13 protein-coding genes are annotated in these 15,511 nt (G+C 59.8%); 8 read left to right on the top strand and 5 right to left on the bottom strand.

What is annotated here, in order from left to right; translation table 11 throughout:
• The first annotated feature begins 6 nt into the window (after positions 1–6).
• A complete protein-coding gene (locus tag ACR0E6_RS06990; RefSeq protein WP_480581858.1) occupies positions 7–1,149 on the top strand; it encodes an aromatic ring-hydroxylating oxygenase subunit alpha in 1,143 nt (380 codons plus the stop codon).
• Complete coding sequence (locus ACR0E6_RS06985) at positions 1,146–3,629, top strand: CoA transferase (protein WP_480581855.1); 2,484 nt, start codon at positions 1,146–1,148, stop codon at positions 3,627–3,629. Before ACR0E6_RS06990 ends, ACR0E6_RS06985 begins: the two co-directional genes overlap by 4 nt.
• Before the next feature lie 81 nt (positions 3,630–3,710).
• On the opposite strand, the gene ACR0E6_RS06980 is transcribed toward ACR0E6_RS06985, so the two are convergent.
• The 3 genes from ACR0E6_RS06980 to ACR0E6_RS06970 all read right to left on the bottom strand — a co-directional run bounded on the left by ACR0E6_RS06980 (position 3,711) and on the right by ACR0E6_RS06970 (position 7,860).
• Complete coding sequence (locus tag ACR0E6_RS06980; protein WP_170451755.1) at positions 3,711–4,532, bottom strand: enoyl-CoA hydratase/isomerase family protein; 822 nt, start codon at positions 4,530–4,532, stop codon at positions 3,711–3,713.
• Positions 4,533–4,535: 3 nt separating this feature from the next.
• On the bottom strand, positions 4,536–6,590 hold the full coding sequence (locus ACR0E6_RS06975) for an acetate--CoA ligase family protein (RefSeq protein WP_480581853.1): 2,055 nt from the start codon (positions 6,588–6,590) through the stop codon (positions 4,536–4,538).
• Positions 6,591–6,684: 94 nt separating this feature from the next.
• Entirely contained in the window at positions 6,685–7,860 is a 1,176-nt protein-coding gene (locus ACR0E6_RS06970; RefSeq protein WP_480581850.1) for a TauD/TfdA family dioxygenase, read from the bottom strand.
• Positions 7,861–7,963: 103 nt separating this feature from the next.
• On the opposite strand from ACR0E6_RS06970, the gene ACR0E6_RS06965 reads away from it, so the two are divergent.
• From ACR0E6_RS06965 to ACR0E6_RS06940, 6 genes are all read left to right on the top strand, one after another.
• Positions 7,964–8,917, top strand: a complete 954-nt coding sequence (locus ACR0E6_RS06965; RefSeq protein ID WP_480581847.1) for a GlxA family transcriptional regulator — start codon at positions 7,964–7,966, stop codon at positions 8,915–8,917.
• Positions 8,918–9,113: 196 nt separating this feature from the next.
• Positions 9,114–9,371, top strand: a complete 258-nt coding sequence (locus tag ACR0E6_RS06960) for a YjhX family toxin (RefSeq protein WP_480581844.1) — start codon at positions 9,114–9,116, stop codon at positions 9,369–9,371.
• A gap of 9 nt (positions 9,372–9,380) precedes the next feature.
• Positions 9,381–9,902 carry a GNAT family N-acetyltransferase gene (locus ACR0E6_RS06955; protein ID WP_480581842.1) on the top strand — a complete coding sequence of 174 codons (522 nt, stop codon included), beginning with the start codon at positions 9,381–9,383 and terminating at the stop codon, positions 9,900–9,902.
• Between the two features lie 58 nt (positions 9,903–9,960).
• Entirely contained in the window at positions 9,961–10,425 is a 465-nt protein-coding gene (locus ACR0E6_RS06950; protein WP_480581839.1) for a GNAT family N-acetyltransferase, read from the top strand.
• Between the two features lie 177 nt (positions 10,426–10,602).
• Complete coding sequence (locus ACR0E6_RS06945; protein ID WP_480582227.1) at positions 10,603–11,520, top strand: DMT family transporter; 918 nt, start codon at positions 10,603–10,605, stop codon at positions 11,518–11,520.
• 11 nt (positions 11,521–11,531) lie between these two features.
• A complete protein-coding gene (locus ACR0E6_RS06940) occupies positions 11,532–12,674 on the top strand; it encodes an aromatic ring-hydroxylating oxygenase subunit alpha (RefSeq protein ID WP_480581836.1) in 1,143 nt (380 codons plus the stop codon).
• Positions 12,675–12,737: 63 nt separating this feature from the next.
• On the opposite strand, the gene ACR0E6_RS06935 is transcribed toward ACR0E6_RS06940, so the two are convergent.
• Both ACR0E6_RS06935 and ACR0E6_RS06930 read right to left on the bottom strand, forming a co-directional pair.
• Positions 12,738–13,973, bottom strand: a complete 1,236-nt coding sequence (locus tag ACR0E6_RS06935; RefSeq protein ID WP_480581834.1) for a Tm-1-like ATP-binding domain-containing protein — start codon at positions 13,971–13,973, stop codon at positions 12,738–12,740.
• An 18-nt stretch (positions 13,974–13,991) separates the two neighbouring features.
• Positions 13,992–15,476 (bottom strand): aldehyde dehydrogenase, encoded by a 1,485-nt coding sequence (locus tag ACR0E6_RS06930; protein ID WP_480581832.1) that lies wholly within the window; start codon positions 15,474–15,476, stop codon positions 13,992–13,994.
• Positions 15,477–15,511 lie beyond the last annotated feature (35 nt).

Below are 15,511 nucleotides of genomic sequence, written 5' to 3'. Positions count from 1 at the left end.
GATAAGATGACCCCAACAGATGAAAACCTGCGCGCCCTCGCCGCCGACTACTACATCAGCCCCGAGGTTTTTGCCGAAGAGCGTGAGAAACTGTTTTTCAGATCCTGGCAATATGCCTGCCACATCAGCGAACTGGCCGAGCCCGGCGATTACGTCGCCACCAGTATTCAAGGCCAGAACGTGTTTGTCGTGCGCGATCAGGACCACGAAATCCGCGCCTTCAACAATATCTGCCCTCATCGCGGCCACAAGCTGGTGGAAGGGTCCGGGCAGACCCGCGCCATCGTTTGCCCTTATCACCATTGGAGCTTTTCTCTGGACGGGCCGCTGCGGCACATGCGCAAACGGGACACCAGTTCGGTGCCCGAGCAGAAAGAGGTTTGCCTGAACACGGTGCGGGTGGATCGCCTGCTGGATTTCATCTTTGTCAATCTCGACCCCGACGCCCTGCCAATTGCCGAGTTCTGGCCGGGTATCGAGGCGCAGGTGCGCGAGAAATGTCCCAACGTGGACAGCTACGTCTTAGGCGAAACCGCCGCCGCCATTCACGAGGTCGACGTGGCCGCCAACTGGAAGATTCAGATCGACAACTATCTGGAATGCCAGCATTGCCGCCACGGGCACATCTCGTTCTCGGACATGCTGGATATCAACAATCAGACCTATGAGCTGACCAGAAACGCGGCCTATAACTTCATTCCCGGCAACAAGAAGGCGGACAATCTGGCCTATCCGCTGGATTTGGACCATGACGAAACCGATCTGCATTTCTGGTTTCTGTTCCCCAATATCGGCATCTCGCAATTTGCCGGTCCGGGCAATCTGACCCTGTTCCAATGGAACCCGATCGGCACCGATCGCGGACTGCGGTGGAGCATCAATCTGGAGCCGCCCGAACCCACTGATCCGGGTATGCGCGAACGTCAGGAAAAGCGGGCAATCTGGGGCCGGGACGTGTTGCAACCCGAAGATATCTCGTTCCTTTTGTCGGTTCAGGAAGGCATGAGCCAGCGGTGCTTTGATCAGGGTTGGTACATCGTTGATTGGGAAAATATCGAGTTTTCCGAGGCCATGATGCGCCATTTCCACAATACCTATCTGGAACATATGGGACGCACATCCCCAGCCACCGCGCAGGCCGCGGAATGAGCGGGGCAAGACCGCTGGCCGGGGTGCGGGTTCTGGATTTCGGGCAGTATCTGGCCGGGCCGCTGGTCGGCATGATGCTGGCCGACATGGGCGCGGATGTGCTGCGCATCGCTCCGCCCGGCGGGCCGCGTTGGACCGATCCGGCATTTGATATGCTGTCGCGAGGCAAGCACGTTTTGGAGCTCGATCTGAAATCGGATGCCGGACGGGCGCAGGCGATTGAATTGGCCAAACGCTCGGATATCGTGATCGAGAATTTTCGGCCCGGCGTCATGGATCGACTGGGCGTCGGCGCGGAGGTTCTGCGAAAAGCCAATCCGGGGCTGATCTACCTGGCTATGCCCGGCTTTGCCTCGACCGATCCGGAACTGGCCGATCTGGCCGCGTGGGAGGCGATTGTTGCCGCCCGCACGGGGCAATTCACCGATATGGGGCTGAACCGGCGTCTGATGGGGATCAAGGCGTCGTTTTCGCCGCTCAACCTCGCATCGGCCTATGCGGCCAGTTACGGGGCAATGTCGGTTCTGTTTGCCCTGCAGTCGCGGGTCAAAACCGGTGGAGACTATATCGAAGTGCCGCTGGCCTCATCCCTGTTTGAAGGTCTGGCCTATAACCACGAACAGATCGAAGGCTATCCCGACCGCTACAAATCCCCGCGCGAACTGGAACTGGATCGCCGCGCAAGAACGGGCGAGCCCTGCGATCTGGACTTTGCTGAATTGTCCGAATTTCTTGATCCGTTCTACCGCACCTATACCTGTCAGGATGGGCGTGGGTTTTACGTGGTGGCAGGCAGTGTTGCCACCCATCCGGCACGCGTTCTGAGGACGCTTGGTCTGGGCGATCTGCTGGATGAGCTTCCTTTGTTCGACCCTTATCTGGACACACAGGATTGGCCGGATGAATGGACGCTCAGCAACTACCCGGTCGGTGCGCGGGATCGCGCGCGGGTGTCCTCGGCCATGAAGGCCGCGTTTCTGACCAAGCCCGCGCATGAATGGGACGTCCTGTTTGGTGCGGCCAAGGCCCCGGCAACGGCGCAGCGTACAACCAGGGAATGGCTGCACGATCCGCACGCCACCGCGTCAGGCCTGATCCTGAGCGTGGATGACCCGAAACACGGCTCGATGCAGCAGATGGGCAACGTGGCGTGGCTGGCCGGAGATCATGCGGCGGTCGAGAAAAAACCGGCTGCAACCGGAGAAGCGGCCAGAAAACACGTGGCGCAAATACTGGCCGGACCCACCCGTCCGCATGTTGAACCCACGCAACAGACAGGCTGGCTGGACGGGGTCAGGGTGCTGGACCTGACCAACGTAATTGCCGGACCGACCATCGCCTCGACTCTGGCACGGTTTGGGGCCGAGGTGACCCATGTCCAACCCGTTACACCTTCGGTCGATCCGTGGAATACGGTGGTGTTCGGCTTGCAGGCCAATCGCGGCAAGGAAAGCGTTCTGCTGAACCTGCGTGATGAGGCCGGGCGTGATGCGCTGAACCGGTTGATCCGACAAGCGGATGTGATCACCCTGAACGCCACAAACGAACAGCGCGACGGGTTGGGCCTGTCGCCAGAGGAAATCTCTCACATCAATCCCGATGCCATTCTGGTGCAACTGGATGCCTTTGGCGGGCCGATGCGTGGGCCGAAATCGGATCATCTTGGCTATGATGATCTGGCGCAGGCGGCCACGGGGATCATGATCCGCTTTGGCGGCGGTATGGACACACCTGAAGAACACGCCCATGCAGGTACGATTGACGTTCTGGCCGGGCTGACGGCCTGCGTTTCGCTGGGCGGTGCGCTGCTCTGGAAACAGGCAACCGGCAAGGCTGACATCGCGCGGTCGTCTCTGGCCGCGGCGGGGGGCATGATACAGGCGCAATTCATGTATGACTATGCCGGACGCGCACCTTTTGATGAGCCTTCGGGTCGCGATGCGCTGGGGCAGGGGCCGTTTTATCACTGCTACGAAGCGTCGGACGGGTGGTTCATTTGGGCTGCGCCGACCGATGGACGCGACGTGCTTGGCAAGGTGGCAGAGCTTTCCGATCTGGTTTCGCAACCCGATAACACAGTGCAGGAAGAGCTAATCGCGCGTTTCAAATCCCGCCCCCTTTCTCATTGGTCTCAATGCCTGACGCAGGGCGCGAGCGCTGTTGTGCCTTTGGCATCCATGCTGGAAACGCGGGATCAGGCGCTGCAGGTTGAAAGCGACGGTCCGGTGGACATTGACATAGCCACCTTTCGCGCGGTTCGTCACGATACGCACCCAATGGGCCGTTGGTGCGATCTGGCCGCCCCGAATGCGGTACGCGCCTTGAATGCAAGCATCACCATCCCCGGTCCGGCGCCCAAATTTGGCGACAGCACACTGCAAATCCTTGGAAGGCTTGGGTACTCGGATGACGAGGTGCAAGAGATGCTGGCGCAGCAATCTGCTGCAACAAGCTGGGCGGCGCGCTACCTGCCCGAGTAGGACAGGCGGATGCAGGCGGGGCCTTCAATGGCCTCGCCAAAGTGTCTAAGAAGGCAAGTGTCCCGTTTGCCTGAAAAGGGACTAATCCAGCCCCGCATATCGGGCATTGGCATCGGTCAGGGTTGCCTTGAGGCCCTTTTCAAGGGTCGATCTTGAAAACGCCTCATATTCCGGAACCGGTTGCGCGCCCATGATCGCGACCTGTTCCAGATAATAATCCGTTGCGGTACGCAGGCCCTGCATCTCGTAGACCCGGTTCAGATACATCTTGTGCATCCGCTGCATTTCACGCGGCATGCGTGCCATCAGCAGGGCCTTTTTGTGGGTTGCCTCTTTTAGCCTGTCCAGCGGCACAACCTCGGTAATCAGGCCCATTTCCTTTGCCTCTGTCGCCGTCAACTCACGCCCGGTCAGCAGCAGGTCCTTGGCGGTTTTCATATTGACCAGCCAGGGCAGGAACATGCAGTGGCCCGAAATGCCATAGCGCACCTCGTTATACCCGATGCGGGTATCATCGCTGGCGATGGTGATGTCGCAGAAAAGGGACAGTTCGAACCCCTTGCCGATGGCGATGGAGTTGACCGACGCGATCACCGGCTTGGTGATCCGCCAAGGGGTCGTGAACTCATCGAACTGTTTGAAATAATGCGCGCGGTATTCGTAGATCGAGGTCCGATCCTCCTCGGCGTCCTCATCTAGATCGTGCCCGGCACAAAACCCGCGACCTGCACCCTGAATGACGATCACGTTCACATCATCATCCGCATCTGCGCGTTCCAGCCCCGCCTGCAGTTCGGCGATCAGTTTCAGGTTCATCGCGTTCAGCTTTTCGGGCCGGTTCAGGGTCAGCCAGCAGATGTGGTCGGCGTCCACGTCGTAGATCAGATGAGTGTATTCGGTCATGTCTCAGCCTTTCAGGGTCAGAACCGCATCGGCAACCACCGCGCGGGTTTGGGTGAGCAGCAGAGGGTTCACTTCCATCTCTGCGATGCTGGGGGTGGCGGTGGCAAAGGCGCACAGCGCCTCGACAGCGTTCAGCGTGACGGTCATGTCTGCCGCCGGACGACCGCGATAGCCAAGGATCAGGGGGGCCAGTTTCAACCCCTTTAGCGCGGCCTCTATGTCGCGGCGCGGTGCGGGCAGGATCACGGTTGCGCTGTCTTGCATCAGTTCCACCGCAACTCCGCCGATGGCCAGCGTCAGAACCAAGCCGATCTCTGGCACGCGGCGGATGCCGACCAGTAACTCGCCAACCGGGTTTTGGATCATCTCTTCGATCAGGTACGCGTCAACCTTCAGGCCGTGTTCCGCAAGGCGATCTGACATGGCGCGGATCGCAGTCGAAAGATCCGGCGGCGCGAGATTTAGCGTCACAGCGCCCATTTCCGTCTTGTGCAGCAATCCCGGAACAACGGCCTTCAGCGCGCAGGTGCAGCGGATGTCCGACAGGTCATGTGCGCCCGAAACGACCCATTGGTGGGGAATGTCCAAACCGTGCCCTTGCAATTTCAGTTTTGCCTCGGCTTCGCTGAGGGTTCGGCCCGCTGTCACCAGCTCACCACTGTCGGTGCTCAAAACCATGGCGTCGGCGTCAAGGCCGTTTCGGCTCGCGCCGTATCGCGCCGCGTGGGCGACCGCGCGCAGGCCGTCTTCGAGCCCTTGCAACGGGGCCATTCCATTGGAGATCATCCGGTCCCGCGCCTCTTTCGGCAGGGACTCGGCCAGAGTGTTGACAAAGGCCGCCGGACGATCCCCCTTGGCCTGTGCCAGCGCCCCGATGGTTGCGTCCCATGTCGTCATGTCCCAACCGCCTTCGGGCGGGTAGCACATGACTTGCGCAAAAAGATCATACTCATCCCGCGCGAAGGCTTGGTAAATTGGCAGTTGATCCGCCTGCGGCCAACCATGCGCGTCCGAGATGTCCAGCGGATTGGCAGGGCCGACATAAGGCGGCAGCGCGGCATCAATGGCAGGCGCGGCGTCGGTTGAAGGTGGTTCCATCCGAAGGCCCGCTTTTTCGGCAATGTCGCCTCCTATCACCGCGTAGGATCCAGAGGACGTGATGAAGCCGGTTTTCAAGCCTTTTGGGACAGGCGTGAAGCTTAACATCTTGACGGTTTCAATAGCCTCGGACGGTGTTGTCACTTCGATCCAGCCGAAGCGGCGGAACAGGGCTGAGGCGACGGCCGCATCCCCCGACAACGACGCCGTGTGTGACTGTGCGGCTCGGGTGCCTGCCTGACTGCGACCGCCTTTGATGGCCACAACAGGGATGCCCTTGCGGGCGGCCTTGGCGGCGGCTCGGCTTAGCTTTGCCGCATCGGTAATGCCTTCGAAATAAATATTCGCCGCCGTCACACGTGGGTCGTCCAATACTACATCCAGCATGTCGGCAACCGTGACCATCGCCTGATTGCCCAACCCGATCAAATAGGCGATGGGTTGCGAGCGGTCGGCACAGCCAAGGTCGCTGAGGTATGCGCCACCGTTTGAGATCACCGCTACGCCCTTGCCGGGTGCATGAGTGCCGAAGTGATCCATCATAAAGGCATTGCCATCCAGGAAATTGGCGATACCGGGACAGTTGGGGCCGATCACCGGCATGTCACCGGCGGCGTCGATCAGATCCGCCTGCCGGGCTGCGCCATTGACGCTTTCGGAAAAGCCCGAAGTAATGCAGACAACGCCACCACATCCTTGCGCCGACAGCGCGCGCACGGTTTCGATCACCGCGTCCTTGGGGATCACCAGAATTGCGACATCCGGCACCCATGGCAGTTCAGAAACCGACGCAACACAGGGAACGCCCGCGATCGTGGCCCGTTTCGGGTTCACGGCTACGGCATCACCGGAAAATCCGCCCGCCTGCATGTACTCAATCGCGGGCGCAATACCCCCGCCGCCAATCCACGCGACGCGCGCGGGCGACAGCATTCGTTTCAGACGATCCGCTTTTGTCACAGGCTGTACTCCGTGACCTGATTGCCAAAATTTGAGGTGCTGATGACTTTCCGGGTCCGCTCGGTCAGTTGTATCGCAGCCATTCGTTTGAAGATCATGACTGCGCCTCAGCCCGGAACTGGCGTTGCAGCGTGCGGATGCGGGAAAGCAGTTCGTCGCGGTCGGAATAGATACCTTCGATGAACCGTGTGCCGCCTTTGGCCTCGTACCCGGCGCGGCCATGCAGGGCGCGACGGTTGTCAAAGGCCAGCAGATCGCCCGGCTCGTACCGGAAAACCATCATATAGCGCGGGTCCTGGGCCCGTTCGCAGAACGCCCGGTACGCCTGATAGGCGCGGCGCTGGATATGGACCGGAGCCCGCAGTGGCGCGCGCAGGAAGGTGTTGTACCGAACGCCGGTGATGCCTCCGGTCTCATCGGTCTCAACCACAGGCCCCCAACCGCGATAATCCGAGCCGCGCGCCCGGTTGCTGTATTCCCAGGTATCCGTGGTCAGCGAGTGGAAATGCGCGGGCTCGTCGACCCGCAGGTCTTCGGCAATGCGGTATGCATCGACGTAAATCCCTTCGCCACCCGTCGTCGTGTTGTCGCGGGTATAGAGAAACTGAAGGCCAAACGGCGTTTCCCGCGTTGGCAGGTCGATATGCTGCAACAGCATGTCCGAGGTGAAGGCCTGACTGTCAGGATCATCCTTGATCTCTAACGTATACTGCCGCCCGAAATTGCTTTCGCGGATCGGACCGATGCGGGTGACGATCTGTTCCAGCAGGCCGTCCTGCTGGGGCAATCCGCGCAGGCGGGCCACGCCGTAGTCGCGCAAGGCCTCTAGCCATTGCAGAAACACCCGCGGATTGCTCAGCGCCTCGGGGCCGTCAAAGCTGGGCGGTTCTGGCTGATCCTCGCCTCGCCAAAGGATGGGTTGCGGCGTGTCATCTGCGCCGAACCACGCGATCCCGCGCAGCCAGCCGGGATGGAACCGGCTGGTTTTGCTGTCTGTAAAATCGACGGAGACCGCGCCGCCTGCGTCGACCCGTGCGCTTCGTATACCCAGATCGCCATCTATCGCGCTGGGCGACACGCACATTTCGCGCGCCTTGGGATGGATTGTCTCGGGGTCGGGGCTGTTTTCCCGCAAAAGCAGCGCGTGGTACTGGCTGGTGGCCCCGTCCGACCAGGTGATGCTGAGAACGTCCTTGTTATGCGTCACAGCCATCGCGGAATGGAGAATGGGCCAGGTGTCGAAATCCGGTGTCCAGGGCAATTCGGTCATGGGGTGTCCTCCGTTACTCAAACGGTACTGCCTGTCCCGCAATTCCTCTTGATCTGAATTAGCAATTTCTTGATGATTTCTTGCAAATTGAGAAGGCCCAGCCTTGCCCAGTGTAGACATCGTACTGACCGAGAACTTTCCGATCCTGTCGCTGACACTGGTGACGGAACCCCTGCGCGTGGCAAACCGGGAAAGCACCGAGCCTTTGTGGCGTTGGCGCTTCTTGTCCATCGAAGGGGGCGTGATGCTCAGTTCCAGCGGGATGCAGGTGAACACCGAGCCGTTGGACGACAAGGTCGCCGACGTTGTTCTGCTGCTGTCCTCATATCACCCCGAGGCGTCGCTGGTGCCGAGGCTGCTGACTTGGTTGAAACGCCGCGCCCGGGCCGGAGCGGTGATGGGCTGCGTCGATACAGGCGCCCTGATTTTTGCCGAAGCCGGACTGTTGTCACGCGCGCCGGCAGCGGTGCATTTTGAAGCCCTGCGCGGGTATCGCGAACAGTTTGCCGATGAGATGTTTGTGGACCGGCTGTTCACCATCACCGGCAATCGCTATTCCAGCGCGGGCGGGGTGGCGACGTTCGATATGACGCTGGGACTGATCGAGCGGTTCAACGGACAGGGTCTGGCAAAACGAGTGGCGGAGATTCTGACCTATCGCCCGACAGTGCATGAGGGGCCGCAGCAGAAACTGCTGACGGATACTTCGCTTGCCCGACTTGACCGAACCCTTGCGCGGGCGGTGGACCTGATGCTGGCGACTTTGGATCAACCCTTGCCAATCTCGGAAATTGCCGACCGGGTTGGGGTGCCGATCTGGACCCTTGGACGGTTGTTCAAGCACTATCTGAAATGCTCGCCCGCCGCCTACTATCGTGGCTTGCGCCTTGTTGAGGCCCGCAATCTTATTCGCAATTCCAGTTTGCGTGTCAGTGACGTCTCGGCCTTATGCGGCTTTGAAAACCCAGAAAGCTTTGCCCGAGCCTACAGGCGACAATTCGGTCTGACCGCATCCGAAGACAGGGCAGGGCTAGTACATAATGCCGATGCGTCTTGACTCATCGAGGATAGATGAATACTTCCGATCACGCCTGAGGCAGTCAGCCTCGTGCAACGGAGATTTTATGAAAGAGACCCGGGCCTAACGCCCGTTCCTGGCGACCCAAATACAGGAACACCAACATTGATAGGGACACTCACGCGCGATGCTGAGTGAACCTGTTTCTGTGCTTTCGTAAAATCGAGACATCCCAATGAATATCTCAAAGCACGAACAACGTGTTTTGCACGAACTCGCCCTTGGCGGGTCGATCCATCATCAACGTCTGGAGAACGGTAAAATCCATGACGTCACCTGTTACACGCGCGACGGGTTCATTCTGACCGACTGCACCATGGGCGTCTTCAAACGCCTGCTGAAACGTCGTTTCATACGGTCAAAGAATGGCAGCCCCTACCGCGCCTCTGCGTTGGGCATCAAATCCGTGCGCGCGCAATTGAACCAAAGATAGGAAAGAACAATGAACCATAAAGATATCGAAGCCATAACACGCGTTCACCTTGACGCGTTCGGCAAAGACGAAGGCCCTGAGGTTGCACAGCTTGCCAGAGGCTTTCTGGCGCTTGCGGACACAATTTCGATCAGCGTGACGCGCGATGGAAAGATCGCGGGGAATGTGCTGTTCACTCCGTTCCTGTTTCAGGATCACCCGCAGGCCAAGTGTTTTCTCCTGGCCCCTTGCGGGGTGGTGCCCGACTATCAGGGGCAGGGTGTCGGCAAGGAATTGATGGAGACGAGCATCGCGCATCTTACCTCGGTCAGTGCTGATGCTGTGTATGTCTTGGGCGTGCCCAGCTTCTATCCGAAATACGGATTTGTTCCGACGGATAAGCAAACGCCCTATCCGGACCTTTTGACTATGCCGGAATCCTGGATGGAGCTTGAGCTGAAACCCGGGTCCGCCAAGGCGCTGGGCGGCAAAACCACTGCCGTCGCGCCGATCATGCGGCCCGAGTATTGGGACACGTCTGCATATGGCTGAAATCACACGCGCCCCGCAAGAACCTGTCCTGAAACGCGACACTGAATGAGAATACCCGATGAAAACACCAATAGTTAAGCAAACCACCAAGGGTGATATTCCAGCGTTGCAAACCGTGCTGGATCAAACGCAGTTGTTTCCCAGTGAAATGCTGCCCGAGATGCTGCAGCCCGCGCTTGATCATAAGGCCGAGGCGATGTGGCTGACCTGCCATCTGGACGGCGTGGCCGTCGGGCTGTGTTATTCCATTCCCGAGGAACTGGCGCAGGGAACGTGGAATATGCTTGCGCTTGCCGTGCGACCTGATCTTCAGGGGCAGAAACTGGGAACCGCTCTGGTCGAAGCTGCGGAGCAACGTCTGAAAGCCGAAGGTCAGCGGTTGCTGATCGTTGATACATCCGGGACCGAGGACTTTGCACTGACGCGCAGATTTTACGCGCGCAACGGCTATGAGGAAGAAGCGCGTATTCGCGATTTCTGGGCGGCTGGGGATGACAAGGTGATCTTCCGGAAGGCTCTCTAACCGACCTTTGCCCTTCGCCAGTGACTTGGCGAGGGGCGCACTTGTTGATGGGAAAAGCCGGACCTGTGCGCGGACCAAATCCGCGCGTTGTGCCTTGAAACGTCAGCCTTGTCGCAAACGGGCCTGCGGGCCTGATGTCGCGCACCTACACTGTCCCGAGATTTGAAGGACAGCGCCATCACGACGACAGCCAACATACCCAGTTCACAAGACGCCCACAGATACGGCGTTTTCTTTGTATTTGCGGCTGGCGTTCTGTGGTCAACGGTCGGGCTTGGCATCCGGCTGATAGAAGAGGCTGGCGTTTGGCAAATACTGCTGTACCGGTCGGTTGCGATGTCGCTTTTTCTGTACGCGGTCATACGAATTCGGTCGCGGGAAAACCCGTTTGTACAGCTGCGCCGCTCTGGCTTTCCTGCCGTTGTCGCCGCGCTGTCGCTGTTGGCGGCGTATTCCGGTGCGATCTACGCGATCCAGAACACGTCGGTCGCGAATGCCATGCTGCTGTTTGCGACGGCTCCGTTTTTGACCGCTGTTCTGGGTTGGGTCGTCCTGCGCGAGCCTGTGCGCCGGGCCACCTGGGTTGCCATCGGGATCGCCCTGATCGGCATTGCCGTCATGGTTGCGGACAAGTCCGGGGGCGTGGCGCTGAAGGGCAGTCTGGCCGCGCTTGGATCGGCATTGGGCTTTGCGGTCTTTACCGTCGCGCTGCGGTGGGGGCGCACGTCCGAGATGTTGCCATCGGTCTTTCTGTCCGGGCTGTTTGGCGTCGCGATCACGTTTTCGATCTGTCAGCTACAGGGCCTCTCACTGGTCCTCAGCCTGAATGACGGTGGTGTGGCGATGGGCATGGGTGTCTTTCAGGTGGGGGCCGGGTTGATCCTTTATACAATCGGATCAAGAAGCCTGCCCGCCGCCGAATTGACGTTGCTTTCACTGGCCGAGGTTCTGCTTGGCCCGGTCTGGGTATGGCTGTTTCTGGGTGAAACAGCGACCGTCAATACTCTGATCGGCGGGGCGATCCTGCTTGCCGCAATTGCCGGAAATGCCCTGACCGGGCAGCGTCGTAAGCCACCGCCGATTACCGCCCCGTAAGGAGTACAGCGATGAACTCAGCCTATGACCCCGCTCTGGCCGATTGCGCCCGTCCAGTCGAGGCGGCCTTTTCCATTCCGCCGGTCTGTTACACCTCGGGCAGTCACGCCCTGGCCGAAATGGATCTGGTGTTCCGCCAAGGCTGGATCGGCGTTGGTCGGGCCGATGTCGTTGCCAATCCGGGTGATTTCATCACGATGGATGTGGCCGGGCAGAACATCATCCTTCTGCGCGATAGGACGGGTCAGTTGCGCGCATACGCAAACACCTGCCGTCATCGCGGGGCCCGCTTGGTAGACGGGCAGGGCAGGTGCAAGGGACTGCGTTGTCCGTTTCATTCGTGGTTCTACGGTCTGGACGGCAAGCTTGTCGCCGCACCGCATATGGAGCGGGCGCAGGGCTTCGACAAGGCGGACTATGGCCTTGTGTCCTATCAGGTGGCCGAGCGGTTGGGCTTTGCCTTTGTCTGTCTGTCTCGGGACGCGCCCGATATTGATGCCCATCTGGGGGATATTGCCGAACTCCATAGCCCTTGGCCCATGGACCGCCTTGTGTCGGTCCGCAGGCAAGAGGTCGAAGTGAATTGCAACTGGAAGATCTTCCTCGAAGTGTTCAACGAATACTACCATCTGCCGTTTGTGCATGCGGAATCGATCGACAGTGTCTATGACAGACCGGATGCAGCCGATGCCGTAAAGGGCGCCTTTGCTAGCCAATTCGGCGCGACCGAAGGGACCGGAGGACTGCTGGAAAGCGATCAGGACAAATCTCTTCCCGAAATTCCCGGCCTGAAAGGCAAGGCGCGCGAGGGTGCGCGTTATACATGGATCTTCCCAAATATGACTTTCGCCGCGAACCGCGACGCGCTTTGGTGTTACGAGGCTTATCCGGTTGGCGCATCCAGATGTCGGGTGGTTCAAACCTCGTGCTTTCCGTCAGAGACCATCGCATTGCCGGATTTCGCCGAAAAATCTCAGGCGTATCTCCGGCGCATGGATGCGGCACTGGATGAGGATATCGAGGCGCTGGAAAATCAACAACGCGGGCTGGCTTGTCCGGACGCGCGGCCCGGCCGGTTTCAACCGGATCTGGAACCCAACGTGGCCGCCTTTGCACGCTGGTACAGCAGCAAGTGGACGGGTTTGTCAGGCTAGCTCAGCTGGTCGACCTTTTGGGCCTTTAGTTCGGACAGCGGGCCGAGGGTAAATACACGCCGTTCACTGGGCAGATACCGTTCCATCCTGAACCCAGGCATCAAACTGTGCCAAAACCGCGTCGCAAAAAGCGGGGTCGTTGATATGGGCGTCCAACTCGGTCATCGGGATGCGACCGGACATGGTGGTGCGCGCTTCGTCCACCATTTCGGCCAACGCTTCGGGGTCGTATGCTTCTTCGCCTTCCTTGTCCCAGGCCTCGACCCCCTGAACAGGAAGGAAAAAGTGAACCGGTCCGGTTGCAGCTTCCAGCCGGTTGGCAAGCTCTCGCACCCAGGCGCGGCGTTCTTCACCCGTGAAGACCGAACTTTTGATGAGGCGGTTGTGTTCATGAAACGGGCGGTCCGCGTATTGGTCCGGAATGTCCTGCCAGCCCGCGAAATCCAGCAGGTCCAACGCGCCGGGGGCTACCATCTGCGGGGTGCCTGCTCGGCCTGCATTGGTCACGCGATCCTCGCCGCTGGAGACCACTGAGCCCGCCATCAGATTTCCGAATTCCTGCATGCAGAAGTCCATCACGCAGACAAAAGCGCCTTCGCCTGCCAGCTTCTCGAACGCCATGCCGCCCATGCCGGTCGAGTGGAACACGGCCACTTCGAAACCACGGCTTTCCAGCGCAGGTTTCAGGGTTTTCATATAGCGCAGACAGGATGAGCCGAGGCTGGTCATCCCGATCAACGGCTTGCTGCGACCAACCTCGATGGCCGCGTTGGTCGCCCCAACCACGGCCCCGGCAGCCTGGCTGAGCGAGGATCGGCAGATCGCGTTCATACCATACAGACCGCCCGCCCACAGGATCATCTGAATGTCCGGGGCCAGCCGGTGCGGCGGAATCAGGGGTGAGAAGCTGACGGTTGAAACGATGTATTTCGGAACGCCCATCGGCAACTCCTGTGCGCAGTCCAGCGCAAGATCAGTGCCCATCGTGCCGCCAATTGCGAGCATCCCGTGAAAGCGCCCCCTGGCATGTGCTTCGGCGACGACGTTTGCGGCCCCCGCAGACATCACGCGGAAGGCCTTGTTTTCGTCGCCTTGCGCGATGACCTGATCAATGGTCATGCCCCCGGCGGCTGCAATCTCGTGCTTGCTGATATCGGTCGCGTTTTCCGGATCACCCAGTACCGAGACATCCATGGTCAGCACGTCGGCCCCCTGCGCCCGGACCACGCCTTCGATAAAGCGCATCTCGGGCTCTTTTGTGTCGTATGTGCCAATCAACAGGATCGTTTTTCGGGTCATTGGCATCCTCCTGTCGGTTCAGAGCTTGATCCACGCGGTCTTCAGGTCAAGGTATTTGTCGAACGCATGCAGTGACTTGTCATGCCCGTTTCCGGATTGTTTTACGCCACCCAAGGGCACAGTGATGTCCGCCCCGCCATACGTGTTGACATGCACGACTCCGGCCTGAATTTTCGCGATCATCCGATGCGCGCGCGACAGGTCTGCAGTCCACACGCCAGCGGCCAATCCGAACTCGGTGGAGTTGGCAAGGGCGATGGCTTCCTCTTCGGTATCAAAGGACTGAACGGTCAGAACCGGGCCAAACACCTCTTCGCAGACAACGCGGTCGTTGGGTTGCACGCCGGTTATGATTGTTGGCGCCATATAGGTGCCGCCGGTATCCTGAAGTATCCGCTTGCCCCCGGTGGCAATGGTGCGCCCGGCGGCGCGGGCCTCGTCCACAAAGGCAAGGTTCTGCGCCAGTTGTCGTTCCGAATTCACCGCACCGGCATCGGTATCAGGGTCCAGCGGGTCGCCGACCCGCATGGCTTCGGCGTTTTTGACCAGCATTGCGACGAAATCGTCATGGATTTCGCGTTGCACCAGCAGTCGCGATCCGGCAACGCAGACCTGACCCGAGTTTCGGAAAATCCCCGCGGCCGAAACTTTGGCGGCCTCTGCCAGATCGGGGGCGTCAGCAAACACGATATTTGGGGATTTACCACCAAGTTCGAGGTAAACACGTTTGAGGTTCGATCGCGCCGATGCCTCCATCAGCCGACGCCCCGTTGCCCCAGATCCGGTGAATACCAGAACATCCACGTCGTGAGACTCGGCAATCTCAGCCCCGACAACCGCGCCTTCGCCGGTCACGACGTTGAAAACGCCGGGGGGAAGACCGGCCTCCAGCGCCAACTCAGCAAGGCGGATCAGGGTTAGTGAGGCGGTCTCGGCCGGTTTCAATACCACGGTGCAACCGGCGGCAAGGGCCGGGCCCAGCTTCCAGCTGCCGATCATCAGGGGGAAGTTCCACGGCACGATCGCGCCCACAACACCTATCGGCTGTTTATGCACCAGCCCCAGCGCGCCGGGGGCGGTTGGGGCGATCTCGCCATATATCTTGTCGATGGCTTCGGCAAAATACCGGATCGTCCCGGCAGCGCTGAGTGGTTCGGCCTTGTAGGCCATTCCGATCTCGGTTCCGTTGTTTCGCACGCCCAATACGGCAAGTTCTGCCGCCTGCGCTTCGATAAGATCCGCCCATTTCAGCATGATTGTCTTGCGTGCAGCAGGGGCGAGGCCAGACCATCGTCCGTCGTCAAAAGCTGCGCGCGCCGAACGGATTGCCAACCGGGCATCATCCCGCGTGCCTTTTGGCATGGTCGTCAGGGTCGATCCGTCGATGGGTGACACAACATCAAGCGCGCCACCGTCCGAGGCATCACACCGCGCGCCGTCGATCACATGGCGGGCGGGCGGCACGCTTTGGGACCGGAGTTGGTCAATTATCGCTCTGTCCAAATCACGCCTCACTGGTTTAAATAGTGAACCATGGG

This window comes from Ruegeria sp. AP12, from assembly GCF_056540025.1.
The sequence above is the reverse complement of the archived record's forward strand: the minus strand, read 5'-3'. Positions and strand labels throughout refer to the sequence as shown.